The organism is Erwinia sp. E_sp_B01_1, from assembly GCF_036865545.1.
GTDB lineage: Bacteria > Pseudomonadota > Gammaproteobacteria > Enterobacterales > Enterobacteriaceae > Erwinia.
The window spans coordinates 4,003,688-4,028,821 of record NZ_CP142208.1 but is presented as its reverse complement, the minus strand read 5'-3'; the positions used below and the strand labels follow the sequence as shown (position 1 = coordinate 4,028,821).

At 53.7% G+C, this 25,134-nt stretch carries 22 protein-coding genes and 2 pseudogenes; 15 read left to right on the top strand and 9 right to left on the bottom strand.

All coding sequences use genetic code 11. The annotated features are described in order from the left end of the window. Positions 1 to 30 precede the first annotated feature (30 nt). From VRC33_RS18785 to VRC33_RS18775, 3 genes are read left to right on the top strand one after another with little or no spacing between them, the layout of a single operon-like run. Entirely contained in the window at positions 31 to 870 is an 840-nt protein-coding gene (locus VRC33_RS18785; protein ID WP_338558218.1) for an ABC transporter substrate-binding protein, read from the top strand. 9 nt (positions 871 to 879) lie between these two features. Beyond that, positions 880 to 1,581, top strand: a complete 702-nt coding sequence (gene pxpB, locus VRC33_RS18780; RefSeq protein WP_338564357.1) for a 5-oxoprolinase subunit PxpB — start codon at positions 880 to 882, stop codon at positions 1,579 to 1,581. Further along, positions 1,578 to 2,564 (top strand): biotin-dependent carboxyltransferase family protein, encoded by a 987-nt coding sequence (locus tag VRC33_RS18775; protein ID WP_338558216.1) that lies wholly within the window; start codon positions 1,578 to 1,580, stop codon positions 2,562 to 2,564. Before pxpB ends, VRC33_RS18775 begins: the two co-directional genes overlap by 4 nt. 145 nt (positions 2,565 to 2,709) lie before the next feature. On the opposite strand, the pseudogene VRC33_RS18770 reads toward VRC33_RS18775, so the two are convergent. Then, positions 2,710 to 3,911 (bottom strand): annotated as a pseudogene (locus tag VRC33_RS18770) (pyridoxal phosphate-dependent aminotransferase). 359 nt (positions 3,912 to 4,270) lie between these two features. On the opposite strand from VRC33_RS18770, the gene nac reads away from it, so the two are divergent. From nac to VRC33_RS18725, 9 genes are all read left to right on the top strand, one after another. Further along, positions 4,271 to 5,194 carry a nitrogen assimilation transcriptional regulator NAC gene (gene nac / locus VRC33_RS18765; RefSeq protein ID WP_338558210.1) on the top strand — a complete coding sequence of 308 codons (924 nt, stop codon included), beginning with the start codon at positions 4,271 to 4,273 and terminating at the stop codon, positions 5,192 to 5,194. A gap of 102 nt (positions 5,195 to 5,296) precedes the next feature. Beyond that, complete coding sequence (locus VRC33_RS18760; RefSeq protein WP_338558207.1) at positions 5,297 to 5,734, top strand: acetyl-CoA carboxylase biotin carboxyl carrier protein subunit; 438 nt, start codon at positions 5,297 to 5,299, stop codon at positions 5,732 to 5,734. After that, a complete protein-coding gene (locus VRC33_RS18755) occupies positions 5,731 to 6,510 on the top strand; it encodes a 5-oxoprolinase subunit PxpA (RefSeq protein WP_338558204.1) in 780 nt (259 codons plus the stop codon). The genes VRC33_RS18760 and VRC33_RS18755 overlap by 4 nt, the downstream gene beginning before the upstream one ends. A 129-nt stretch (positions 6,511 to 6,639) precedes the next feature. Beyond that, on the top strand, positions 6,640 to 7,392 hold the full coding sequence (locus VRC33_RS18750) for an SDR family oxidoreductase (protein ID WP_338576815.1): 753 nt from the start codon (positions 6,640 to 6,642) through the stop codon (positions 7,390 to 7,392). A gap of 30 nt (positions 7,393 to 7,422) precedes the next feature. Then, positions 7,423 to 8,118 (top strand): amino acid ABC transporter permease, encoded by a 696-nt coding sequence (locus tag VRC33_RS18745; protein ID WP_338558200.1) that lies wholly within the window; start codon positions 7,423 to 7,425, stop codon positions 8,116 to 8,118. A gap of 4 nt (positions 8,119 to 8,122) precedes the next feature. Then, entirely contained in the window at positions 8,123 to 8,866 is a 744-nt protein-coding gene (locus VRC33_RS18740; protein WP_338558198.1) for an amino acid ABC transporter permease, read from the top strand. An 11-nt stretch (positions 8,867 to 8,877) separates the two neighbouring features. Beyond that, positions 8,878 to 9,615, top strand: coding sequence for an amino acid ABC transporter ATP-binding protein (locus VRC33_RS18735; protein ID WP_338558196.1), 738 nt, complete (start codon positions 8,878 to 8,880; stop codon positions 9,613 to 9,615). A gap of 1,068 nt (positions 9,616 to 10,683) precedes the next feature. Continuing rightward, entirely contained in the window at positions 10,684 to 13,809 is a 3,126-nt protein-coding gene (locus VRC33_RS18730) for an autotransporter outer membrane beta-barrel domain-containing protein (RefSeq protein WP_338558194.1), read from the top strand. Between the two features lie 75 nt (positions 13,810 to 13,884). Beyond that, positions 13,885 to 14,337, top strand: a complete 453-nt coding sequence (locus VRC33_RS18725) for a CaiF/GrlA family transcriptional regulator (protein WP_338558192.1) — start codon at positions 13,885 to 13,887, stop codon at positions 14,335 to 14,337. Positions 14,338 to 14,540: 203 nt separating this feature from the next. Here VRC33_RS18725 and VRC33_RS18720 read toward each other — a convergent pair whose 3' ends face one another. The 8 genes and pseudogenes from VRC33_RS18720 to VRC33_RS18685 form a co-directional block, all read right to left on the bottom strand. Continuing rightward, positions 14,541 to 15,233, bottom strand: a complete 693-nt coding sequence (locus VRC33_RS18720; protein WP_338558190.1) for an amino acid ABC transporter permease — start codon at positions 15,231 to 15,233, stop codon at positions 14,541 to 14,543. Between the two features lie 13 nt (positions 15,234 to 15,246). Further along, positions 15,247 to 15,939 (bottom strand): amino acid ABC transporter permease, encoded by a 693-nt coding sequence (locus VRC33_RS18715; protein WP_338564355.1) that lies wholly within the window; start codon positions 15,937 to 15,939, stop codon positions 15,247 to 15,249. A gap of 83 nt (positions 15,940 to 16,022) precedes the next feature. Continuing rightward, on the bottom strand, positions 16,023 to 16,850 hold the full coding sequence (locus tag VRC33_RS18710; protein ID WP_338558188.1) for a transporter substrate-binding domain-containing protein: 828 nt from the start codon (positions 16,848 to 16,850) through the stop codon (positions 16,023 to 16,025). A 17-nt stretch (positions 16,851 to 16,867) separates the two neighbouring features. Then, entirely contained in the window at positions 16,868 to 17,608 is a 741-nt protein-coding gene (locus VRC33_RS18705) for an amino acid ABC transporter ATP-binding protein (RefSeq protein WP_338558187.1), read from the bottom strand. Between the two features lie 11 nt (positions 17,609 to 17,619). Next, the gene (locus tag VRC33_RS18700) at positions 17,620 to 18,186 is read right to left on the bottom strand and encodes a peroxidase-related enzyme (RefSeq protein WP_338558186.1); all 567 of its coding nucleotides are present in this window, start codon (positions 18,184 to 18,186) and stop codon (positions 17,620 to 17,622) included. Then, positions 18,183 to 18,665 (bottom strand): hypothetical protein, encoded by a 483-nt coding sequence (locus tag VRC33_RS18695; RefSeq protein WP_338558184.1) that lies wholly within the window; start codon positions 18,663 to 18,665, stop codon positions 18,183 to 18,185. Before VRC33_RS18695 ends, VRC33_RS18700 begins: the two co-directional genes overlap by 4 nt. Next, positions 18,662 to 20,130, bottom strand: a pseudogene (locus VRC33_RS18690) (NAD(P)/FAD-dependent oxidoreductase). Before VRC33_RS18690 ends, VRC33_RS18695 begins: the two are co-directional and overlap by 4 nt. Before the next feature lie 327 nt (positions 20,131 to 20,457). After that, a complete protein-coding gene (locus tag VRC33_RS18685; RefSeq protein ID WP_338558180.1) occupies positions 20,458 to 21,417 on the bottom strand; it encodes a LysR family transcriptional regulator in 960 nt (319 codons plus the stop codon). 248 nt (positions 21,418 to 21,665) lie between these two features. Between VRC33_RS18685 and VRC33_RS18680 the strand changes: the two genes are divergently transcribed. Genes VRC33_RS18680 through VRC33_RS18670 form a run of 3 tightly spaced genes read left to right on the top strand, consistent with a single transcriptional unit; the run spans position 21,666 to position 25,127 of the window. Next, positions 21,666 to 22,895, top strand: a complete 1,230-nt coding sequence (locus tag VRC33_RS18680) for an MFS transporter (RefSeq protein ID WP_338558178.1) — start codon at positions 21,666 to 21,668, stop codon at positions 22,893 to 22,895. A 22-nt stretch (positions 22,896 to 22,917) separates the two neighbouring features. Further along, a complete protein-coding gene (locus VRC33_RS18675; protein WP_338558176.1) occupies positions 22,918 to 23,985 on the top strand; it encodes a sugar phosphate isomerase/epimerase in 1,068 nt (355 codons plus the stop codon). Then, the gene (locus VRC33_RS18670; RefSeq protein ID WP_338558175.1) at positions 23,982 to 25,127 is read left to right on the top strand and encodes a Gfo/Idh/MocA family oxidoreductase; all 1,146 of its coding nucleotides are present in this window, start codon (positions 23,982 to 23,984) and stop codon (positions 25,125 to 25,127) included. Before VRC33_RS18675 ends, VRC33_RS18670 begins: the two co-directional genes overlap by 4 nt. Positions 25,128 to 25,134 lie beyond the last annotated feature (7 nt).

Below are 25,134 nucleotides of genomic sequence, written 5' to 3'. Positions count from 1 at the left end.
TCGCAGGCTAAAAATACCGGGGACTTACTGATGAAACTGAAGTTACTGTCTTGCACCATGCTGGCTCTGCCAGTGATGATGGCTTTCTCTTCTGCGCAGGCTGATGCCCTGTCAGATATTCAGGCTCGCGGGCAGCTGAACTGTGCTGTTTACTCAGATGTTCCCCCGTTTTCCTCTCCGGACCCTAAAACCCGCCAGCTGGTGGGAATGGATGTGGATCTCTGCACTGCGCTGGCTAAGCAGATGGGACTGAAGCTCAACCTGATGCCCACCTCTGTTGAAGCCCGCATTGCGGTGATAGCCACCGGTCGTGCTGACGTCCTGGTCGCTAATCTTGCCTATACAAAAACCCGTGGCAAACAGATCCAGTTCAGCGACCCTTACTACGTTGCCAAAGAGATGCTGGTGGTCAAGAAGCCGAATGCGGATAAAAGCCGCGCCGACTTTAAAGGCAAACGCATCAGCGCCACCAAGGGCACCACCTCTGAACAGTCTATTCACCTTGCAGGGGCTAAAGCGGTGACTTTCCAGGACACGGCCTCTGCGTTCCTGGCGCTGGAGCAGAATAAAGCGGTAGGGTTTGTCACCAACACCATGACCGGCATCAAGATGATTTCTCAGGCGGGCAAAGATGGCATTGAGCTTGGCATGATTAAAGAGCCTATGGCGCTGGAGCCGATTGGTGTCGGCATGAAGAAAGAAGAGCCTGCGTTGCTGGCAAAAGTGAACACCAGTCTGAAAACCATGGATGATGATGGCACCATTGATCACATCTGGGATACGTGGATCGGCCCGAATACCGAATACAAAATGGTGCGGGAAGAGAGGGTCCAGCCACTGTCCAGCCTGAAATTCGAGCCTCTGGAATAACTGATGACAATGCTGTTTCGCGAGGCGTCTGAGGGCGCTTCTTTGCCTTTGATTAACTGCGACAGCGTGAAGATTTCCACCATCGGCAGCCGTGCCTGGCTGGTTGAGGCACCCGGTGACTTTGATCTGCCAGCGCAACGGCGGATTTGGTCGCTGGCCTCTTCACTCAGCTCACATCCTGAAGTGGAATCTCTGATCCCTGGCGTAACTAATCTTCTGGTTATATTCCGGCAAACGCCGGTCAGTGAGGCGATGACGATTACGCTTCTGAAGGAGCGTTGGGAACAGGCCCGCTCTGTCGATCCTCAGGGGAAACTCATCACTATTCCGGTGATCTACGGTGGTGAACATGCCACCGATCTGCAGGCGGTCTGCCAGCATACCGGCCTGAGTGCCCGTGAAGTGATCCGCCGCCATTCGCAGGGCAGTTATACCGTATTCGCCCTGGGCAGCGCGCCCGGTTTTGGCTACCTGCATGGCCTTGATCCCACTCTTGCCACGCCAAGAAAGAAAGTACCTTCACTGCATATGCTGAAAGGCACGGTGACAATTGGCGGAGCGCAGGCCGGGATATCAGCACTCACCGGGCCCAATGGCTGGAACGCCATCGGCTTTGCCGAGCTGAATGTCTTTGACCCGCAGGCTGAGCAACCCGCGTTGATGGCTCCCGGTGACCGCGTGCGGTTCATAGCTGAAAGGACAGAACTGTGATTGAAATCGTGAAAACCGGTGCCCTGAATACCGTCCAGGATCTGGGGCGCAGTGGCTATCGTCATATGGGCGTTTCGCTTAGTGGGGTGATGGATCCGCTGGCGTTACGCGCAGGTAATATTCTGCTGGGCAACGAGGAAAATGCGGCCGGTATTGAAATACAGCTTTTTCCCTTCCGCGTACGATTTTTGCGGGAGACCAGTATTGTTCTGACCGGCGCTGACTGCCGTGCTCAGCTTGATGGTGAAGAGTTGCCGCCCTGGTGGGGGTGTTCCGTCAGGGCAGGGCAGGAACTGGAATTACGTTTCCCCCGCCAGGGCGCACGCAGCTATCTTTGCGTAGCGGGCGGTATTGATGTCCCGGTAGTGATGGGATCGAGGAGCACCGCGCTGCGGGGTAATTTTGGCGGCCATCAGGGGCGTTCCTTGCAGAAGGGGGATCTGCTGCCTCTGGGCGATACCCAAGCTCTGCCTTTGCCTGAAGAGGGCATGGGAATTGAGCCACCGGGCGTTGCTCTTGCCACCGTGTTTCCCACCAGTGCAAAAGGGCTGGTGCAGCTACGGGCTATACCTTCCGGGGAGTATGAGCTGTTCTCCGCCGATCATCAGCGATTCTGGCAGCAGGCCTGGCAGGTATCGCTACAAAGTAACCGCACTGGTTATCGTCTTGCGGGTGAGCCTATTTTTCCCTCCGAAGAAGTGGAGATGCGCTCTTACGGGCTGGTGCCTGGCATTGTGCAGGTGCCGCCTGCTGGCGAACCTATCATCCAGCTCAGCGATGCGAATACGGCCGGAGGCTATCCCAAAATGGCGGGGATCATTGAGGAAGATTTGTGGCGGCTTGGCCAGGTTCAGCCGGGTCAGTTTATCCAGCTGGTGAAGAGTGATTCACGAGAAGCCATCCGCGTTGCCGCTGAAGTTAACCGCTGGCTGGAACGGCTTCGCAATAGTTGCCTGCCGCTGAAAAAAGTGGTCGGCCTGTAGTCACTAAATCTTTCATCTGAACAACATAAAAACAGGGCAATTTCTCAGTTGCCCTGTTTTTATGCGTCGTTATCTAGTTGTAATACCAGATCAGTAAAAATACGGACAGCATAAGCGGCCCGTAATTTCTGACTCATCTCTACCTTTAACGGATCCCTGCGCAGAAGGCGGCGATGCGGTCACAGCCATCCTGCAACACTTCCAGACTGGTGGCATAAGAGAGGCGGAAGTAAGGGCTCATGCCATAAGCCGCGCCCTGTACCGTCACCACATGGTGCTCTTCAATCAGAGCCAGCACAAAGTCTGCATCGTTACTGATGAGGCGACCCCCAGCGGTAGTTTTGCCGATAAACGCGGCGATATTCACAAAAAGATAGAACGCACCCTGAGGTTTATGGCAACTGATCCCTTCCACTGAGGTGAGCCGTTCCAGGACATAATCGCGACGCTGACGATATATTTCCGCGCGTTCCTGCAGTAAATCCTGTGGTCCTTCGAGTACGGCAACGGCCGCGGCCTGAGTCAGAGTGGTGACTCCGCCGCTGTTCTGAGTATTTACGTTGCTCATCGCTTTGATCAACGCCTGCGGGCCGCCGCAGAATCCCAGCCTCCAGCCGGTCATTGAGTAAGCTTTAGATACGCCGTTCACCGTCAGCACACGATCCATCAGGCGGGGTTCCACCTCGGCAAGCGTAAAGAAGGTAACGTCGTCATAGATCAGATGCTCGTAAATATCATCAGTCAGGATCCAGATTTGCGGATAACGCAACATTACCTCACCAATGGCCTCAAGCTCTTTACGGGTGGCAACGGAACCGGTGGGATTGCTGGGGTAATTCAGCAGCAGCCATTTGGTTTTATCGGTGATCGCCGCTTCCAGATCGGCGGGATAAGGTTTGAAGCCATTCTCCTGCGGGCAGGCAACCGGCACCGGCGTCCCCCCGGCAAATTTCACGATGTCGGCATAGCTTATCCATGATGGCGAAGGGATGATCACTTCGTCCCCGGGATTGATCGTCGCCATCATGGCATTAAAGATAATCTGTTTGGCTCCCCCGCCGTCAGGATCTGGCTGACGTCGTAATCCAGATTGTTATCGCGCTGGAATTTCTTGCGGATAGCGTTTCTTAACGCCGGCGTGCCGTCAGTCGGTGGATATCGCGTATCGCCTGCCAGAGCTGCGGCATGGGCGGCTTCAATAGCGTGGACAGGGGTAGGGAAATCCGGCTCGCCAGTCGAAAGCGCTACGACATGCACGCCTCCGGCTGCAAGGTCTCTGGCCTTTTGCGTCATGGCTACAGAGGCAGAAACGGTAACGTTTTTTAAACGATCGGCAATATCAGGCATGGTACTGGGGTTCCAGATTTCAGGGCAATGTCTGCCGCCACCGGGTTCTGACCGGTTAGCAGCCCGGGTAACTGTCAGGCAGAGAGCGTGGTGCAATACAGAAGGGTAATAACGAAAGGGGCGGGCGGGCCAATAGCGCTTTGTTTTGATGACATAACACAAAACGATAGCTGAGAAGGAAAGATGCCCGGCAGGAGGAAACTTGCACCAAAGAGGTGCGCAAGCCTGTCAGCCTTGCCGCTGCCGGATTCTCTTTGTGGCAACCCTGATGGCTGAATGACAGCGCTGGCGGCATATGGGTATGTCTGGCATTAATTTTGCTTATACCAGCCTATGTTAAGTGTTTTGAGGACGTGGCTATGAATCTCCGCCGGCTGAAGTACTTCATTAAAATTGTCGATGTGGGAAGCCTGACCCAGGCCGCAGATATTTTGCACATCGCTCAACCAGCACTGAGTCAGCAACTGGCAACGCTGGAAGGGGAAGTGAATCAGCAGTTGTTGATCCGCACTAAACGCGGGGTCACGCCAACGGAAGCAGGCAAGACGCTCTATGTTCACGCTCAGACGATCCTCCGTCAGTGCGAGCAAGCGCAAAGCGCCATAGATGGCTCCGGCCTGGCCCTCTCCGGCAGCGTGTCGGTGGGGCTGGCACCGGGAACGGCCGCTCAGCAGCTGGCATTACCGCTGATGGAAGAAGTGCACCGACAGTACCCCGGCATCGTCCTCTATTTCAATGAGAACTTTGGTACCACGCTTAGCGAGCTGATTATGAATGGCCGGATGGATATGGCCGTCATCTATGGCAATCGTGAGATCCACGGCCTGCGTTTTATGCCGTTGATCAAGGAGGATCTCTATTTTGTCTGCCCTCACAGTCTGGGCAGACCGGGCAAATCCGTCCGCCTCGTGGAGGTAGCTAAGTACGATCTCTTCCTGCCCCGTATCTATAACATCATGCGCAAAGTGATTGATGAGGCTTTCATCCATGAGGGGCTGGCTTACCGGGTGAAATGTGAAATCGAATCGCAGACAACGCTGAATGCCGCGCTGGCTGCGGGCCTGGGTTGCACCGTGATGCCGGAATCAGCGGCACGGGCCATGCTGCAGGCATCGGATTCATGGATGGCGAAGATTGAGGATCCGGATATTCAGGCCTCCCTGTCGTTTTGCATGTCCGATCACCTGCCGCTGTCCCAGCCTGCCGAAGCCGTGAAAGGGATCCTGCTTTCGCTGATGGCCAACCGCACTCAGGATAATCGTCCGCTCACGCTGGTGGGGTGATAAGCCTCGCTTATTACCGCAAAGCCAAATGCTCTTACCAGGCATGAAAAAGGCCAGGTAAAGTTATCCCACCGTTTAGTCACTCTTTCCGGCGGGACAGATATGGAAAACAGAGCACCAGCACTTCGGGATTTACGTCAGATTGCGCAGAAAATGTGGGCGTCGGGCCTCAGCAGTATTGAAATCAGCGGCGGTAACTACCGCGTGCATATGAAATATGCCGCGCTGCCTCCGGCACCCTTATTCCAGCCTTTTGAAAGTGGGGATTTGCCCGTTGCTGCACCAGCAACCAGGGAAACGTTGTGCGCGCCAATGCCGGGCATCGTGCTGCTACAACATCCGCTCAGCGACCAACCCTTTACCAGACCCGGCCTCTTTGTCCGGAAAAACACCCTGCTGGGATTACTGAAGGTGGGACTGCTTTATCTGCCTTTAAGAAGCCCCGGTGAGGGCGTTGTTGGCGTTATTGCAGAGCAGGGCGACAGGGTAGAGTTTGGCGCCGGGATTTTCACCCTGGAAGCTCAGGAGGCAGCAGCATGAAGTGCATCGATCTCAATGCGGATATTGGCGAAGGCTTTGGTGACTATGAGATTGCCGACGACGCCACGCTGATGCCGTTAATCACTTCGGCCAATGTGGCCTGTGGTTTCCATGCCGGGGATGCCGTAATTATGGCGCGCACGGTAGCGCTGGCTAAACAACACGGGGTGGATTTGGGGGCGCACGTAGGTTTTCCTGACCTGCTGGGATTCGGCCGCCGCCGGATGCAAATCGACCCTGAGGTGATGGCAAACTATGTCACCTATCAGTTGGGGGCCTTATCTGCTTTCGCGGCGGCAGCTCACTATCCTCTGACACACATGAGCTTTCATGGCGCGCTGGGCAATATGGTTTCTGAGGATGAAGAGCTGGCACTGGTTTTACTTCGTGCCGTTAAGGTTTTTGATCCCACGATGATCATCAGCACTATGCCGGGCACCGCCGTAGAGCGCATGGCACGCCAGTTGGAATTACCGGTTATCTGTACTTTTCTGGCCGATCGCGCCTACGAGAGCAATGGTTTACTGGTCAGCCGCAGCAAACCCGGCGCGGTCATTCACGATAAAGAGCAGGTTCGCAGCCGTGTTCGTCAGCTTCTGACGAAAGGCACCGTACAGAGTATCGATGGCGTTGCTCTGAGAGTTGAGGCCAGCTCGATTCTTGTTCATGGCGATACCCCCGAATCGATAGAAATGGTTCATACCCTGCGAGAAATCCTTGCAGAGCTGCAGATCGCTTTGCTGCCGCCCGCAAAGCAGTTACGTCAGCAAAACTGAGCGTTATAAGTCCCCCTTATTGCCTCACACTGTTTATGTCTTATACCGGGTGAGGATTACTGGATAGAGTCACTTTCAGAGATTGAACCCGGCAAAAATCGTTGTGCCGGTGCTTACAGGAGAAGCGAAATGCCATTTTCAGATTACAAGACCGCGCTGGTCACCGGAGCTTCCGCAGGTATGGGTGAAGCCATTGTCGAGCGCCTCTGCCAGGAAGGAATTACGGTGCACGCCGTTGCCCGTCGTGAAGAGCAACTCAGTACTCTGGCTGCCCGCACGGGTTGCATTCCTCATGCCATAGATGTGGGCGATCTGGATGCCATCACCCGTCTCTGTCGGGAGCTTGAGGTGGATATTCTGGTCAACAATGCGGGCGTCTCCCGTCCCGGTTCAATTCTGGATGCTGACGAAGAAGCGATTGATACCCAGGTAGACGTAAACCTGCGCGCCGTGCTTCATCTCTGCCGTCTGGTGGTACCCGGCATGATGAAACGTGACCGGGGCCATGTCATCAACATCACCTCCATCGCCGCTATTTATAACTTCAACGGAAATTCGATCTACCACGCCACCAAAGCCGGAGTGCATGCTTTGTCACGTCAGCTGCGTGTGGACTGCTATGGCAAGAGGGTGCGCATCACCGAGATTTGTCCTGGCCGTGTGGCTACAGATATCTTCGGCAACGTGATGGGCGATCAGGAAGAGGCACGCCGCCGTTTTATTGATGGCTTTGAGCTGCCTCAGGCGAAAGATATTGCCGACTGCGTGGCCTTCGCGCTCTCAGCACCGGTAGCGGTCAATATCGGCAATATCGAAATCACCCCGACATTACAGGTACCTGGGGGGCTCTCCACTATGCGTCCAGGCGACCGTACCGACTAATCAGCCTGAACAGAGAGGGGTGAACAGAGGATGACACTTGATTTCAGTGCCGTCATGACCGGCCAGTTTGGGCAGATGATCGTCGACGGTACGGTAGTTACCCTGAAGCTTGCACTGGGATCCTGGCTGCTGGCGATGTGCATTGCTCTGCTGCTGGTAGTGGTACGTTTAAGTCAGAAACGATTGCCGGTATTTCTGGTCGCGGCTTATGTCTCTTACCATCGCAACGTCCCCACGTTGATCCAGCTGATGATGTGGTACTTCGCCATCCCCACGCTGCTGCCGGAATCGGTACAGATGGCGATCAATGACTATAACGCGGAGTTTCTCTTCTCAATGTTTGCGCTGGGTCTTTGTCAGGCAGCCTATTTTTCTGAGGATATCCGCAGTGGGCTGCGGGCCATTCCGGATGGACAAAACGAGGCATCCCGCGCTTTGGGCATGAGTTACCTGCGATCAATGCACTCGGTTATCCTGCCGCAGGGGATTCGCAATGCTTTACCCTCGCTGCTTAACCACACTGTGCTGCTGTTCAAAAATACCAGCCTGGCGATGGTCATTGGCGTAAGCGAACTGACCTACGTGACCCGTGATATTGAAAACCAGACATTCCGTACCTTTGAGTCTTATCTGGTGGCATCCATTGGCTATCTGTTCTTCTCCTTAATGTTGATGGCGGGCGGGGCTTTACTGGCTCGTCGCTTCCAGCGGGCTTACGCGAGGTAATCTGATGTCTGACCTCTTCACCATCCTGCAGGATAACGGGATGCTGCTCCTGATGGGGCAATATCCCAACGGGCCACTGGGCGGCATTCTCTGTACCCTGCTGATCTCACTGCTTGCCGTACTGTTGGCCTTTCCCCTGGGCGTATTACTGGGGCTGGCACGCATTTCCCCCTGGCGCTGGGTAAGCTGGCCTGCTGCCTGTTGGGTCTATGTTCTGCGCGGCATCCCGCTGCTGATGGTGGTCTTCTGGACCTACTTCTGCGTTCCCTTGTTGATCGGCCACAACATCAGCGGCTTCGCCACTATGCTCTGTACGCTTGTCATCTATGAAAGCGCCTATATTGCGGAAATTGTGCGCGGCGGGATCCAGGCGCTGCCTGGCGGACAATATGAAGCCTCAAGGGCGTTAGGGATGAGCTATTTCAAAACCCTCCGCCTGGTGATTTTGCCCCAGGCTTTGTACAACGCGCTGCCCAGTCTGGTGAGCCAGTTGGTATCGATCATCAAAGACAGCACGCTGGGCTATGTGATTAACGTGCCGGAGCTGACCTATGCTGCTAATCAGGTCAACAATCAATTGCTGACCAAACCTTTCCAGGTCTTCGCTATCGTTGCCATCAGTTATTACCTGATCTGTTTCAGTCTGACCTGGCTGGCCAACAGGCTCGAACTGCGGATTGCCCTTAAGCGACGCAATGCCACACCCGAGGCCGCGCAGGCCATGTTGCTGACCAAGACTCAGTCATAAAAGGAACCAGGATGAGACCGATGATATTGTTCAATCAGGTTAACAAGTGGTACGGCGAATACCAGGCGCTGACCGACCTGAGCGCTGAAATTCAAAGCGGCGAAGTGGTGGTGGTTTGTGGCCCTTCCGGCTCAGGAAAATCGACGTTGATCCGTACGGTAAATCGCCTTGAACCGATAGAGCAGGGGCAGATCCTGTTTGATGGAACCGACATTCACGGCACCAGCACCCGTCTGAATCAATTGCGTACGCGGATTGGTTTTGTATTTCAGAACTTCAATCTGTTCCCGCATGTTTCGGTGCTGGAAAATATAATGATGTCCCCAATGAAAGTGTTGGGCGTCAGGCGCGCTGAAGCCAAAATCCATGCCGGTGAATTGCTGGAAAGGGTGGGGCTGTCGCACAAGGCCGATGCTTATCCTGCGCAGCTTTCTGGCGGCCAGCAGCAGCGAGTGGCCATAGCCCGTGCCCTGGCAATGAAGCCCCCGGTGATGCTGTTTGATGAGCCGACCTCGGCGCTGGATCCCGAGATGGTAGGGGAAGTGCTGAACGTGATGCGCGGGCTGGCGCAGGAGGGAATGACCATGATGTGTGTCACCCACGAGATGAACTTTGCCCGCGAAGTTGCCGATACCATCTGGTTTATGGATCAGGGGCAGATACTTGAAAAAGCCAGCCCGGAACGCTTTTTCAGCAATCCTCAGCATGAGCGGGCTAAACGTTTCCTGAGCGATTTACGCCAGCACTGAGATCGCCCTGCGAAGGAATGCCCGTGAGTCTGCGACAGCTATTCAACCGGAAAAAGGGTCTGAGTCCTGAGCCTTTTCAGTACAGACCTGCTTAACTTCTCATGAATGCCTGGTGAGCGGAGAATCACTAATACCGCTCACTGGCCGTTGAATTCAGAACCCGTGTCACATCCTGTAAATTAAATTTATCTCCCTCCTCGTAACATTCCCTGTCTGAACTCTTTCACCTGATGATGTTAGGGCGCCATCCTCTGCCATAATAACAACAGAGTTGTTGTAACTGATAAAAAATGAAATAGCAGTCCCACTGACTAATATCTTAAAGAGAGTTTTTTCGTCTGTAGATTAATCTGTCAGTGTTACTGGAAATTAATAACAACTTAAATTCTGGTGAATTTAAATAAACTCAGGTAGCAAGGCTCAATTTCATCTGCTGAACGATGGTTGTAATTTTATTTCCGAAAATCATGCTGTAAAAAAAATTTTCTCCTTGTGTACTAATACAGGAATGATCTGATAGAGATTTAATAAATCTTACCTTTTTGCGAAAGTTTAATCAGACCGGTTTTTTTATAAAAATACACTTTAAAAACAGAGGGTAATCGGATGGTATCTTTCCGTGACGTGCCTTGTGATCTCTCAATCTTGCCGATAGCCCCTTACTTTCATCAGATTAATTAATGATCTGACTTATTTTTTTATTGAGTTAACCGCTTGTTATGATCAAATGGATTGATCGTTGCAATAAAAAATATTTGTTTTACAGCTTTTGTCTGCAATTCACATACTCGCCCCGATATTTACCTCGATTGTGTTTTTCTTGCGTAAATATAAAAAGGCCATATTAAGCGTTGTTCCTCAACAGGCCGTTATATCATGGGGTTTCTTCAGGGTTTAATTGATCTGCGTGAGAGGATTTTCATCAATTATTTGTCAGAAAAACAGAAGGCTTATTCCAGTAAGCCTGTGCGTCTTTATAATGTTAAAAGGAATTGCAGTGATGAAAAAAACAGCTTCAGTCTGAGCGCTGTCGCGTTATCTGTCTTATTTGGCTTAAGCGCAACAGCGATGACGGCTAACGCAGCATCAGTTGCTGTACCGGATGTCAGTGCACTGAGCAAAGATGCGAAGGGGCAGTATAGCGGTGGCGGCTCTGTGTTTATTGGTGGATCTGATTTGGCCTGGGCCAGCGAGGTTGTCAGCGGTACGTCCTGGGAGACGATCAACACCCGTACCGCCGGATTTGATGCGCTGGTACGGAGCAGTGGCTATCTGGCTTACCTGAACGGAAACGCGGCGACTTTGGGCTTCGATCCCAATTATTTAATCGAAGAAAACTATGAGCGCGCCGTTCATGGTCAACGACTCGCCTCTACCCTGACTGAGGCTGGCTATTCCCGCCCGGTCGGTGTGGTACAGGGATTGCGTATGGGAACAGCGGATCAGCGCTATACCAAAAACCAGTCGGTCACCTTCTATCAGCGTGATGCCAGCGGCAATATTGAATATCAGAAAGATGCCGGGGGTGCTTATGTGCTGGATAAACTGGATCATAAAATCCCTCTGACCGTCAGCAGCACGATCGCGCTGGATCGCAATTCAGATATCTATATTCGTACCGCTGATGACAGAGGGGGTGAAGTGGGTCTGCTTGATGCCGCCCTCTATTCCAAAGTTAAAAGCTTCCGCACTGATGTGGTTGCCGCCGTGACCGCTACCGGCAATCTGCATGAGAACAGCTGGAATGGCCATGCGCGCGATGTACTGAGCGTGAAAAACAGCATTATTAACAACACACTGACTGAAGATGCCAGCATCATCAATCCGGCAAACGAAAACAACGGTGATGAAGAGCAAATCTACAGCGAGGTGCCTTTTGCGGTGGGCATGTCAATTTCTCACACCGGTATGAGCTGGCAGACTGATGTGGCTAACGATCGGACCGGCTACAGCACGTCAACCAATGTGGTGCCGTCTGCCGCCAATGTCCTGCTGGATAACGTCCAGATTACGGCGCAGAATCTTGCGGCCGTTCGTAGTGACGATCACACCTATAACAACCAGACTCTTTACGGCAGGCTTGCAGATAACAGATCCACAGCCCTGCAGATTTCAGGCTCAGGTCTGTTTGTCTCACTGGCAAACTCGACCCTGACCGGCGGCGTGAATGGCGCAGGCAAATCGCTGACCCTGGGCGGACATGCAATCCGCACTGATATCTCAAATTCCATCCTGAAAGGTAATATCACTCTTGAGCATGACGGTTACACCCCTGTTATCACTGTAGCGGTGAAACGTGACACCAACGGCAACTATGTTGCGGTGGCTGCCGCCACTGGCACAGCCGGTGCTTCAGCGCTGGATCGCAGCCACAATGGCATCAGCCTTAACGTGGCTAACAGCGTGATTGACGGCGACATCACCGCTTCTGGTGTGCACGGTTTTGAAGTGCAGTTGGTCGATGTAACCAATGAAAAATCGTTGGGCAATATCTCTCCAACGGCGCACCCGACAGCCCAGGCGATTTACAATAATGCCGTGGCCAGTCTCGAGCAGACCGTGCTGACTAACGCCAGCAATGCCTGGACACCGACAGATGTGGCCCTGGATCGCAGCGTTCTGAATGGCGGCATCACTGGCACCACTGCGGTGGTTAACCCAGTAAGTCATGCGCACAACAGCGGGGTTAGGGTGATAACCTGGAATCCCGATCTGACCATGAAAAACGGTGCGGTCTGGAATGCGGCAGCCACGGCAGAAAGCAGCGGGACAGAAGTGAAGGTCAGTAATCTGCATGATTTTGATCTCTCTGCCTCCACGTTGAATCTGGTCAATCTCAACGCCGAAAATGCCACGCTTGGGGATAAAAATCGTTATGAGGAACTCAGTACCGCACGCGTGGTGGTTCATAACGACCTGACCCAGAGCAAAGATGCTAACGGCAACTATCTGACCTCACAGATCAACGTGGGGAAAAGTGTGGTTGAACCTCTGCTGGATCTGGGCGGCAGCTACAACTGGGGTTCTCTGCAGGTGAAAGGCAGGTCAGCGGGTAATTATCTGCTGAACATTGCCAACTCTGGTGTTGAACCCTATGTGAAAAAGGGATACCTGGCCGACAGTTCTGTCGATTCAGAAAGCCACAGCTTTGTTAATTACAAAAATGCCAACAGCAACGCCTTGTTCTTCGGCAAAACGGAGCTGGGCGTTTATCAATACATTGTGTCTGATGAGTATGACGATACGCAGCATGGCGAACGTAACGTTTACTTCAAGCGTAATGGCCATCTTTCTAACTCCGCAGCAGTTGCCTTAAGCCTGCCAGCAGCCCAGGCAAATATTGCCACGCAGGAATCGGACGCTCTGGCAAAACATCTGAACGCCTCCCGTTCATCTAAAGATGATGGTGGCGTGTGGATTTCATACTTCGGGGGTAAAAACGAAAATCGTGTCAGCGAGGGTGCAGAGTATGATCTGAAAACGCAGGGCGTAATGCTGGGTGTTGACAGTCGTTTCGACAGCGCCAAAAGCGGTAGCTGGCTGGCGGGTCTTGCCTTTAGTTCTGCACGTTCAAATCTCAGCGTGATGAACAGCAGCGGCGATCTGGACAGCTACGGTGCGCAGTTCTACCTGTCACGACGTTTCAATAACGGCGTGTTCGTTGATACCCAGGGGCAATTTGACCACTTCAGCAACAGTGCTTCTGTTCACATGCTGGATGGGGGCAAAGGCCACGCTGAAGTCTCCGGCAATGGATATGGTCTGGGTATGAAGGTGGGCTACACCTGGGAACAACAGGGATTCTTTGCTGAACCTTATGTCAAAGCTACCGCTCGTGCATTTGATGGCGCTGATTACACCCTGAGCAACGGCATGGTCGTTAACGGTAATGACTACAAATCTATGCAGGGTGAATTGGGTGTTGATCTGGGGCTTACGCTGGATATTAACGCCGGCTACGTGAAGCCTTATGTCCATCTGGCAGGGATCAACGAATTTGCTGACAACAACAAAACCCGGGTCAACAACGTGACGCTGAATAACAGCATCGACGGGGCTGCTGTCCAGATAGGTGTAGGGACTGAGGTTAAACTGTTTGAAAACCTTGGCGGCTACGTAGCCTTTGATTACACCAAAGGCCATGACGCTGAAAGGCCATGGCAGACCAACGTGGGGGTGAATTACAGCTGGTAAATTTTTACCATCTTCCCTGCCTTCCGCGCTTCGGAGGCAGGGCTTTTTTTAACACCGCTCAGGGAGAAAAGGGCTATGGCCAGGGAAGATAATCCACAGACAGAACCTTCGATGCGCAAAATAGTGAAACAACGCAACCATGACAGCGCCATGATCCCTGCGGGGCTGCAGGAACACGCCGACAAGCCGCTCTACATGCTGATTGCACTCTGGTGTTGCAGGCAAAAAACCTGGATAGATCGCCAACAGATATCCGATGCTTTTGCCATCACTGAACGCCGTGCCACTTTTCAGATTACCTATATTCTTCGGCACAATAAGAGGATCAATTGTCAGAGTCGCAAAATACGGGGAGAACAGACCGGCAGGATCAGATTGCAGATCAATGTTCAAAAAGTTGATTTAGACCGGAGGTTAAAAAACCCGGAGGCAGCGGCACAAAGCAGCGCTTTAAAACTGAGAAACGGTGAGGAGCACCGTGAAAATCTGCGTTGGGTGTTAAGCAGACAGCCACCGCAATTTAAATAACCTCTTAACCCGCGTACCTGACAATGCCCTTACAGATTCACAATGAATGCCAGGACGTACAGGCTCCATTTGCATGATTATTGACGACGCCACCCAGGGAAAAACTTCAACATTACTGACAGTTATCTCTGAATCCCTCCTGTTTGGCTGAGCAGTTGCCTTGCCCAGCCAAATCAGGCGTATCAACGTTTTGTCACACCCTCTCAGGTCCGGACTCTCAGCGCGGCTTCGATCTTATCAGCCACTTTCGTCACTACCCAGGCTATCACCATATAAAACACCACGGCCACCAGGAAAGCTTCCAGGTAGTAGAAGTTCAGTGCAGCAGTCAGCTGTGCCTGAGCAAAGATATCGACCACTTCGATAGCAAAAGCCAGCGACAGCGCCTTCATGATCACCATAAAGGAGTTAGCCAGATCCGGTATAGCCGACACGATAATCTGAGGAAACAGCACGCGGCGGAACAACTGGCCGTTGGTGTATCCCAGCGAGTGGGCCGCATCAGACTGACCGGAATCAAATGAGTTTAACGCCCCCTTGACCACTTCTGCCTGAAAAGCGGCCACACAGGCGGTCAGTGCCACAATGATGATCACCCAGTTCGGCATCGAATGAGCATTGATTTCAATGCCCAGCAATGTGCTCACTGACTGAAGCGCCATCGGTAAACCGTAATAGGCCAGGAAGATCACCACCACCATCGGAATTCCTTTGAAGGTGATTTTATACAGCACTACCAGCTGACGCAGCACGGGGATCCGTTTGTGTTCCACAAGGGCAAACAGGCCACCTACCAGCGTTGAAATAATAAAGATGGTCACGGCCATCGCCAGGGTTACCGGCACCGCATCCAGGATGCTCCAGAAGTCCGGCAGCAATACATCAAAATCAAACATAATTACCTCTGTATCAGACGCTTGCCGTGAACTTTATCTTCGCCGTGGCGGTTTTTGAGGTGTACTTCGCATGGCGTTTTTCAAAGAAGCGGACGATTAGCCAGGCGATCAGACACAGCAGGGAATAGATCACCGCCAGCACCAGGTAAGTGCCAAACTGATACTGATTATAATCCCGCTCCATGATCAGATGAGCTGTAGCCATGACATCGGCGGCACCGATATACATCACCAGCGCGACATTATGAATAAGGTAGATGATCGAATTGCCGTAACCCGGCAGCGCAATGTGCACGGCCTGTGGCCCGATAATACGGATAATCTTCTGACGGAAGGTATAGCCCATGCTGTCAGCCGCATCATGCTGGCCCCGTTCCACCGCCAGAAATGCCGGACGCATCACTTCAGAAAGATAACCGCCATGATAAAGGCTCAGACCTAACATGGAGGCCACCGTGGCAGAAAGAGAATCGTCCAGGCCAAACTGATCTGCCACCAGAGGGATGCCGTAGAATGCCACAAACAGCTGCAGCACTACCGGCACACTGCGGGCATAAGAGACGTACAGGTCAGCCAGCTGGCTGAGTACGGGGATCCTGCGCACGCGCAGCGCGGTGGCGATCAGCGCGAGGAAAAACCCGGCGATAAGCGCCACAAACATAATCGCTAACGTCAACGGCAAAGCCGAGAGCAGCTCGGGAATCATGGTAGAGAGATCCACGTTGAAACACTCCTGAAAAAAGCACAGCTTTGACCGTCGGCCCTGAAATACAGGGCCGGAAAGCCTGATTACTTCATGTATTTAACAATGTCTTCGCCAAACCATTTCTGCGAAAGCTTGTCGAGAGTGCCGTCATCTTTCAGTTCTTTCAGCGTATTGTTGATATCGTCATTCAACGCTTTATTTTCATCTGAACGATGGATCAGCACGTAGGTATTGTTAACCGAGACAGGCTCACTGGCTTTGATGGCGAGTTTCTGATTGTCGATAACAGTCTGCTCACCCAGGTTGGAAGGCAGGATCAGGGCGTCGTACTTGCCGTTCTGCACCTCTTTCAGGCGATCCGGATAAGGAATACCGGCGCTGGACGCTTTGACAGTGACCTTATCGTTGGGGTTTTCCTGCTGCCACTGAGTAACGAATTTGTAAACACCACCACCGGCTGTTACCGGCACGATGTTTTTACCCGCCAGATCTTTCATGGTGTTGATGTTGCTGTCTGTACGGCTGTAGATCTTCATCAGACTGGCACCCATAGGGTTGTCCGGGATCAGGAACTGTTTACTGCGGGCAGGCGCTTTATAGAAACCGCCGGTGGCAATATCGTACTTGCCGGTCGCCAGACCGGTTTCCTGCGCGATATCAGCAGCACCCGTCATCACAAATTTGTACTGAGGCAGCTTAGCGTTGATCGCCTTGAGCACGTCCGGCTCATAGCCCTGAGGTTCATGGCCAATGGCACCCCATGACAGCGGCTTGGATTCTGCAGCCGTAGCAATTTTAATGGTGCGTACCGCGCTGTCTGCGTTAGCTGAGCCGATCCCGGCAGTAGCCAGTGCCAGAGTGATGCCGCCCAGTGCAGCAAAGCGACGTAATGTTGAGGTGATTGCAGGCATGTCTTACTTTCCTTTTATTAGTAGAGTACGCGTTCAGAATTCAGGAACTGAGCCAGTCGCGGAAGCGTCGGACGATCAAAAATCTCCGACGGCGAACCTTCTGCGGCAACCACACCCTGATCCATAAATACAATGCGGTTTGAAATGTTCTTCGCAAACTGCATCTCGTGCGTCACCAGCAGCGAGGTGATGCCGGAAGAGGTCACTTCTTTAATCACCTTCAACACTTCACCCACCAGTTCGGGATCCAGCGAGGAAGTGGGTTCATCAAACAAAATCACATCGGGCCGCACGGCCAGCGCCCGCGCAATGCCGGTACGCTGTAACTGCCCACCCGAAAGCTGCGACGGGTAGTTATCCTGTTTTGCGGAAAGCCCCACGCGCTCCAGCTCCTGTCGCGCAATTTCGCGGGCTTCTTCTCTGGACTTACGCTGTACCACAACCAGCGGGTCCATGATGTTTTCAATTACCGTCATGTTTTTAAAGACGTTAAATTGCTGAAACACCATAGCGGTACGCAGGCGGATCGCCTGAACCGAACTTTTATCCGCAGACTGGTAATCCATGCGGATATTGTCGAGCGTAATGGTGCCGGACGTGGGTTTAGCCAGATAGTTGATACATCTCAGCAGGGTAGTTTTGCCCGTGCCGCTGGGACCGATAATGGATACCACATCGCCACGTTTTACCGACAGGTTGACGCCTTTGAGGATCTCGTTGTTGCCGTAGGACAGTTTGATGTTATTGAGTTCAAGCATTGAAAATCCCCTTATTTCCCGACGGTGGCATGGCCAAGCACATGCATCAGGCGGTTAGCCCAGCCGAAAATGGCAATAGCGTGGATCAAATCGATGATCTCGACTTCCTCCAGGCCTGCTTCACGCAGTTGCGCCACATCTTCTGCCGTGGCCTGTGAAGGCGTGACCGACAGACGGCGGGCAAAACGGTAAATTGCGGCATCTCTTGGGCCAAGCAGTTCAGCTTTGTCGAACCAGAGCGCACTGACCACTTTTTCGTCTTTAGTGAGTTGCGCATGGCGACGGGCGTGAACCACTGCACAATATTTGCAGCCGTTAACGATGGATGCGCCTAATGCGCCCAGTTCACGATCCGCACGGTCAAGGCCACCTTCAACATACATAATGGCGTTAAACAACACCGTACGGGCGACGTAACTTTCAGGATCGTGGGCCAGCGTGCGCACATATTCTGAAATTTTCTTGTTTGAAGGGGTCACTTTCATCGCATCCAGCTGGGCTGGCGTCGCCTGGTCAACTTCGACAGGCGCAATATAAGGATGCCAGTGCAGGGGCTTCAGGCTGACCATCGGGATCATACAGACCTCATCAGGCGCAAGCCGGCGGCCACGCGCGTCTGGAAGTTAATAAATGCGATCAGCTCGGACAGCGCGACAATCTGCGGATTATCCAGACCGGCCTGCTCAAGCAGGGTGATATCACCGGCTTCAGCTCTGTCTGGCGTCAGGGTGATCAGATCGATATGACGGGCCAGCGTCGCCAGAGGCTGGGTCAGGGAGGTTTCGCCTCCGGCCAGCGCCAGCAGTTCCGCTGAAGGCTGGCGCTCTGCAAGCTGCGCGGCATAGTCGGCAACCAGAGCGGGATCGGCATTCAGGGTGGCGATACGGTGTGCCACCGCCAGACGTAACTCGCAGGCCAGGCCCTGATCGTTCTGCGGATACAATACGGAAAGGCGGCAGAGTTCCGCCCCCTCGACAAATTCAGGCCGGAAACGGCGGGCACGGAAGAGTTCTTCATCCGCAGAAAGGCCGGCGACCTTATCAATGGCGTCGATCACAACGCTTTCTCCTGTTTTAGCAAAGGGGTTGAATCTGTCCACTCGTCACCCTGAAGTTCGGGTTTATCGTAAGCGATCAGACTGGCGAAATGGCTGTCGACATCTTCGGCGAAAAGAGAGGCGGTGATCCCCCGCACCAGACGATCTGCTCCTGCGCTTACCGCCGGAATATCGCCAGAGACTTTGCCGTGGGTCAGCATCGCCGCATCGTTGAAGCAGTGAATATGGGCCAGCAGTGGGCAGATACCTGGCACAAGCTCGCGGAATTCGAAAGCGGGGCCGAGGTCGGGCGCTTCCAGCATATTCTGTCGTGGCGTGCCCATCTCCGGCTGATAACGACCGTCAGCCCAGTTGCGAATATAAGGCGCGAAGGCGGCAAATTCCGGGCGGCCGGTGAAATCGTTGGAAAACCCGGTGGCCGCGATCAGATAGTCGTACTGCAAAAGACCCTGCGTGGTTTCGATCTCAAGCCCGCCCGCCCTCCCGGTTACCGCCAGAATGCCGCAGTCCAGCAGGAAGCGTGCATTGGTATGACGGGAAACACGCAGCGTGGATGAGCGTGGCGGGGGAGTCTGGGTAGTGGCGGTGTAATCCACAAATTTCCATTTCCAGCTGTCGGGTAACTGATGCATACCCTGAACCACACCCTGACTGCCGATGCCGGTCATTTTGTTGATGCGTGGCATCTCTTTACGGCGTATCAACAGATCTACCGAACCTGCACCCGCTTCCAGAGCGGTAGCCGCGTTATCCATAGAGGAAGCGCCGGCACCAATTACCGCGATGTTTTTCCCTTTCAGCGCGGCAAAGTCGATCTCGCCAGCCGAATGTGCCCAGTATGCAGGCTTGATGCCTTTAAGGAAGTCGGGAACTGCAAAGCCCCCAGGCCTGATCGCCCTGTAGCCAGAACCAGGCGGCGGGTCAGCACACGGCCCGTTTCGTCGCCCTGCAGATCGAGCGCGATTAAATCACCTTCAAAAGAAATATTGGTCACGCTGACAGCATTACGCACGGGCAGATCCAGCACTTTGCGGTACCAGACCAGATAATCCATCCACTGATTTTTGGGGATTTTTTCCAGCGCCTGCCAGGCCTCATTACCCCACTGGGCCGTGAACCACGCACGGAAAGTGAGTTGAGGCAGGCCGAGTGCCGGGCCGCTCAGCGTTTTGGGTGAACGCAGGGTTTCCATGCGGGCAAAGGTGACCCAGGGGCCTTCCAGCCCGGCCGGCGCTGCATCGTAAGCCACCACGTTGGTGATGCCCGTCAGTATGAGTTTTGCCGTAGCGGCAAGTCCACACATCCCTGCACCAATCACCACCACGTCCCGGACCTGCTCACCCTGATACGTGCGCCCGGGCACCCAGGGTTTAGCGGGCAGTTCCAGAAACTCCAGATCCTGCCGGAGTTGGGCTTCCAGTGCGGCAAGGCCGGCTGGAGCAGAGGAGAGGGCTGAAGGCGTCATAAAAGTCCCTGATTAATGTCGGATCCCATAGCATGGCCGTTGAAGGCCTGCCGTGGACGAAATCTATTCATGAAAGGTGCTGGATAGCGCCGATGTTACTATCTGTCTTATGCATGATTTAGTGCTCATTATTTTTATATCGCATAATAAAGATGGGCGTCCCGAATCATCCACTGCCCCGGACAGTGAGTCAATAATGGCGCTTAATTACTGACCAATGAATTTCTTATAACTTATACCGAAAAACATCTAAGCCCCGTGAGAAGGGCTTGTGCGGCATTTTTGAGAGGGGGAAGGAAGCGTGGTTGGCGAGCGGGCGGCTAAAAATTAATGGCTGTTAATCAGCAACATCACGCGCTGATGTTCCGATGCGGGCAGGCGCCTGAACGCAGGTAAGAGTTTTTCTGCCGCAGCCTCAAGTGCTTCCACTAATGAGACCGCAGCGGGCGAAAGCTGACGCCCAAGCGGTGTGATTACACCAAAGAAATAGGGGATCTCCTCTCTCAGCGGACGAATGGTGACGCCCTCCAGCGGCATTCCCCAGGCCGTGACCGGCTCAATGATTGCCACACCAAGACCGGCACGCACGCACGCCAGCATGTTAGCCGAAGAGTTGGTTTCAATCATTTCATGCGGCGGCACCTTAAGCTTCTTCAGCGCTTTCTCGAAACGCCCTCTCAAGCGAAGGGGATTCCAGGGCGCAATCAGACGGCGGCCAGCCAGACTCGTCAGCGGGATTTCAGCCTCGTTTGCCAGAGGATCTTCTGCCTGAAGTGCCACCGCGCAACGGGACTGCCCAATCCAGTGCAGGTCTACCGCATGATGGTCCAGCGGCAGGCTGCACAAGCCAATGTCGGCCTCAGCCGTGATCACCGCATGGGTAGTCTGCTCGGCAGACTGACTGACAATCTGCACCTTATTCTGTAATCCCAACAGCGCGAGCGCCTGGGGCAACAGCCCGGCTGCCAGCGCCGGAGTAGTGGCGATGTTCAGGGGGCGATGCTGTTGGTGACCAATTTCATGGGCACGCAGACGGATCTGCTGCAGAGAAAGTAGCGCTCTCTGCACATACTGATGCAGTTGCAGAGCCTCTTCGGTTGGATGGATCCGGGGGCCATTGCGTATAAACAGAGGATAACCGAGAGAGAGTTCCAGTTCCTGAATCAGACGAGAGACCGTAGGCTGCGAACGCGCCAGCACTTTTGCTGCCGCCGTCACGTTACCGGCAGAAATCACCGCCGCAAATGCCTCAAGCTGTCGTAAATCAAGGTCTTGTAAAGTGTTCATCTGGTCAGCAATGTCCCGAAATATGACCCCGGCCACGGCGGGAAACGTTGCCAATCATAGAGAGACTTCACGAAATATGCCACAGCAGGGGAGGTCCGGCGGCACGGCATGCAGATGATCAGGGCCCTGGCAGACCGGATGATCTTCATGATCCCGATTTGTGATCGGGCTAAAAGACTTCTTAAAAGTAATCGATTACTTTTTTAGCCACTACAATGTAATCGATTACTTTTAAGCTGAGGTGATTCATGGTGTCTACAACGCAACCTACCCGTCAGGCAGTGGTCACCCAGCGGATGCTGGTACCACGCCTGTCATTGATGATGTTTATGCAATTTTTTATCTGGGGAAGCTGGTCAGTGACCCTGGGGCTGGTGATGACTCAGCACAATATGTCGCTGCTGATAGGCGATGCGTTTTCTGCCGGGCCAATCGCCTCCATTCTTTCACCTTTTGTACTGGGTATGCTGGTCGACCGCTTTTTTCCGTCGCAAAAAGTGCTGGCGGTGATGCATCTGGCGGGCGCGGTGATCCTGTGGTTTGTGCCGCAGGCATTGATAGCTGAAAACGGCGCGCTGCTGATCGGGCTGCTGTTCGGCTACACGCTCTGCTACATGCCAACGCTGGCTCTGACCAACAACATTGCCTTTCACAGCCTGGCAAACACGGAAAAAAGTTTCCCGGTGGTGCGGGTATTCGGCACCATTGGCTGGATTGTGGCGGGGATATTTATTGGCGTGGCCGGAATTTCCGCCAGCGTCTCAATCTTTACCCTGGCAGCCATCTGCTCGGTAATACTGGCCGTCTACAGCCTGACATTGCCCCACACGCCTGCACCGGCTAAAGGCCTGCCGTTCAAAGTGCGCGACATGTTCTGCGCCGATGCTTTTGCGCTGCTGAAAACCCGCCACTTCTTTATTTTTGCCCTCTGCGCCACGCTGATCTCTGTCCCCCTTGGTACCTACTATGCCTTTACCGCCTCCTGGCTGGCCGATGCAGGCGTGGAAAACGTCAGCACCGTGATGTCCTTCGGACAGATGTCTGAAATCTTCTTCATGCTGGTGATCCCGCTGCTGTTCCGTCGCCTGGGTGTGAAGTACATGCTGCTGATTGGCATGGTCGCCTGGTTTGTGCGTTATGCGCTGTTTGCTATGGGCATGAACGAAGAGGGGCGCACGCTGATTTATCTGGGGATCCTGCTGCACGGGGTCTGTTACGACTTCTTCTTTGTGGTGGGCTACATCTACACCGACCGCATCGCAGGCGAGAAGGTCAAAGGTCAGGCACAGAGCATGGTGGTGATGTTCACTTATGGCATCGGCATGCTGCTTGGCTCGCAAATTTCGGGCGCACTTTACAACAATCTGGTGGCCGGGCAGGTATCGGCCCAGAACTGGGCGCTTTTCTGGTGGATCCCTGCCGTATCGGCAGCGGTAATCGCCTTAATTTTCTTCTTCTCGTTTAAATATAAAGAGTAAGAGGCTTTATCCGGAGGTGAACGTGAAAACGTTAAAAGGACCTGGTATTTTTCTGTCGCAGTTTATCAGTGAGAGTGCGCCCTTTAATTCGCTGGAAGGGCTGGCACAGTGGGCATCTTCTCTGGGATATAAAGCGTTGCAGATCCCCTGTAACCATCAGGCGATATTCGATCTTTCTCTGGCGGCAAACAGCCAGACTTATTGTGACGAGGTCAGCGGGATGCTGGCCAGTTATGGCCTGTCGGTCAGCGAATTATCCACCCATCTGGAGGGGCAGTTGATTGCTGTCCATCCGGCGCATGATGTTGCTTTTGATGGGTTTGCCCCGGAACAAGTCAGAGGCGATAACGCAAAACGCACGGCGTGGGCTATCGACAGGGTGAAGCTGGCAGCCAAAGCCTCTGCCAGTCTGGGGCTGACTGCCCATGCCACCTTTTCTGGCTCGCTGGCCTGGCCCTATCTCTATCCGTGGCCGCCACACAATCCTGTTCTGTTTGAGGAAGCGTTTGCCGAGCTGGCACGGCGCTGGGAACCCGTGCTGAACGAGTTTGATCGGCACGGCGTGGATGTCTGTTACGAGATCCACCCTGGTGAAGATCTGCATGACGGGGTGACGTTCGAACGTTTTCTGGCGCTGGTGAACAACCATCCGCGCTGCAATATGCTGTACGATCCAAGCCATCTCCATCTGCAACACATTGATTATCTTCAGTACATCGACATTTACCATCAACGAATCAAAGCCTTCCACGTTAAGGATGCCGAATATCTGCCGAATGGCCGCAGCGGGGTTTATGGTGGTTACCAGCGCTGGATCGACCGCGCCGGACGTTTCCGGTCACCCGGCGACGGCCAGATCGATTTCAAAGGGATATTCAGCAAGCTGGCGCAATATGATTACGGCGGCTGGGCAGTTCTGGAGTGGGAATGCTGCTTAAAAGAGAGCGACGCAGGCGCACGAGAGGGCGCGGAATTTATAAAACGCCACATTATCCCGGTGGCCGGACGCGCTTTTGATGATTTCGCCGCGCAGGGATCCTCATCTGATGTTCGTGCGCAGCTTGGGCTGGATAACGGGAGGATGAAATGATCCAGGTCGGTATTATTGGCACCGGCTTTATCGGGCCTGCTCACCTTGAAGCTTTACGCCGCCTGGGTAACATCCAGGTGGTGGCGCTTTGCGAGTCCAGCCAGGCCAGCGCTGAGAAACGAGCGCTACAGCTTAATGTGCCGCACGCCTACGGCGATGTAGCGACCTTCCTTCAGCACCCCGGGCTGGAAGTTGTGCATAACTGCACGCCAAATCATCTCCATGCTGAAATCAACCGTCAGGTTCTGCGGGCGGGCAAGCATCTCTTCTCAGAAAAACCGCTTTGTATGACTCTGGATGAGGCTCACGAGCTGGTGGAACTGGCCGAACAGGCCGGTGTAGTACATGGCATCAGCTTTGTTTATCGCCAGTTTGCTATGGTGCAACAGGCGGCCAGCATGATCAGGCAGGGCGAGCTGGGACGACTGTTCTCAGCGCAGGGAAGCTATCTGCAGGACTGGATGCTGCAAGAGACAGATTACAACTGGCGGGTAGAGGCGGCTAAAGGCGGGCCATCGCGGGCAATGGCCGATATTGGCTCACACTGGTGTGACACCATACAGTTTGTCACTGGCCGAAAAATTGTCGAGGTCATGGCGGATCTGTCGATTGTCTGGCCCACGCGCAAAGCCAACGTCAGCGGATCCTCTACCTTCAGTGCGCATCAGGAGCAGGCAGTTTATGAAGATCGCGAGGTGACGACCGAAGATATGGGCTTTGTCCTGATCCGGTTTGATGACGGCAGCAAAGGCAGCTTCAGCGTTTCGCAGGTTTCGGCAGGGCGCAAAAATCGCCTGAATCTGGAGGTCAGCGGCAGCGAGGCTTCTGTGGCCTGGGATCAGGAAACGCCGCAGCAGCTCTGGACAGGCAAACGGCATCAGCCCAATCAGCTCCTCTCTGACGATCCCGCTTTACTGAACAGCGACATTGCCGACCGGGCACATTTTCCCGGCGGCCATATTGAAGGCTGGCCGGATGCCTTCCGCAATATGATGCAGCAGTACTATGCCGCTGTAGCAAAAGGAACACCTCCTGCCCCCGGAGAAGCCGGGTTTGCCACTTTCCACGAAGGTGCTCAGGTGATGGCAGTAATTGAGGCTATAGTCCAGAGCCATCGCCAACAGCGCTGGATCAGGGTTTGAAGCCTGC

What these genes read in the sequence shown, in the direction of transcription:
- VRC33_RS18705 (WP_338558187.1), bottom strand. Translation starts at nt 17,608, where the DNA reads ATGCTTGAACTCAATAACATCAAACTGTCCTACGGCAACAACGAGATC.
- pxpB (WP_338564357.1), top strand. Translation starts at nt 880, where the DNA reads ATGCTGTTTCGCGAGGCGTCTGAGGGCGCTTCTTTGCCTTTGATTAAC.
- VRC33_RS18670 (WP_338558175.1), top strand. Translation starts at nt 23,982, where the DNA reads ATGATCCAGGTCGGTATTATTGGCACCGGCTTTATCGGGCCTGCTCAC.
- VRC33_RS18785 (WP_338558218.1), top strand. Translation starts at nt 31, where the DNA reads ATGAAACTGAAGTTACTGTCTTGCACCATGCTGGCTCTGCCAGTGATG.
- VRC33_RS18725 (WP_338558192.1), top strand. Translation starts at nt 13,885, where the DNA reads ATGGCCAGGGAAGATAATCCACAGACAGAACCTTCGATGCGCAAAATA.
- VRC33_RS18755 (WP_338558204.1), top strand. Translation starts at nt 5,731, where the DNA reads ATGAAGTGCATCGATCTCAATGCGGATATTGGCGAAGGCTTTGGTGAC.
- VRC33_RS18735 (WP_338558196.1), top strand. Translation starts at nt 8,878, where the DNA reads ATGAGACCGATGATATTGTTCAATCAGGTTAACAAGTGGTACGGCGAA.
- VRC33_RS18740 (WP_338558198.1), top strand. Translation starts at nt 8,123, where the DNA reads ATGTCTGACCTCTTCACCATCCTGCAGGATAACGGGATGCTGCTCCTG.
- VRC33_RS18750 (WP_338576815.1), top strand. Translation starts at nt 6,640, where the DNA reads ATGCCATTTTCAGATTACAAGACCGCGCTGGTCACCGGAGCTTCCGCA.
- VRC33_RS18730 (WP_338558194.1), top strand. Translation starts at nt 10,684, where the DNA reads ATGACGGCTAACGCAGCATCAGTTGCTGTACCGGATGTCAGTGCACTG.
- VRC33_RS18680 (WP_338558178.1), top strand. Translation starts at nt 21,666, where the DNA reads ATGGTGTCTACAACGCAACCTACCCGTCAGGCAGTGGTCACCCAGCGG.
- VRC33_RS18715 (WP_338564355.1), bottom strand. Translation starts at nt 15,939, where the DNA reads ATGATTCCCGAGCTGCTCTCGGCTTTGCCGTTGACGTTAGCGATTATG.
- VRC33_RS18710 (WP_338558188.1), bottom strand. Translation starts at nt 16,850, where the DNA reads ATGCCTGCAATCACCTCAACATTACGTCGCTTTGCTGCACTGGGCGGC.
- VRC33_RS18700 (WP_338558186.1), bottom strand. Translation starts at nt 18,186, where the DNA reads ATGATCCCGATGGTCAGCCTGAAGCCCCTGCACTGGCATCCTTATATT.
- nac (WP_338558210.1), top strand. Translation starts at nt 4,271, where the DNA reads ATGAATCTCCGCCGGCTGAAGTACTTCATTAAAATTGTCGATGTGGGA.
- VRC33_RS18760 (WP_338558207.1), top strand. Translation starts at nt 5,297, where the DNA reads ATGGAAAACAGAGCACCAGCACTTCGGGATTTACGTCAGATTGCGCAG.
- VRC33_RS18685 (WP_338558180.1), bottom strand. Translation starts at nt 21,417, where the DNA reads ATGAACACTTTACAAGACCTTGATTTACGACAGCTTGAGGCATTTGCG.
- VRC33_RS18745 (WP_338558200.1), top strand. Translation starts at nt 7,423, where the DNA reads ATGACACTTGATTTCAGTGCCGTCATGACCGGCCAGTTTGGGCAGATG.
- VRC33_RS18720 (WP_338558190.1), bottom strand. Translation starts at nt 15,233, where the DNA reads ATGTTTGATTTTGATGTATTGCTGCCGGACTTCTGGAGCATCCTGGAT.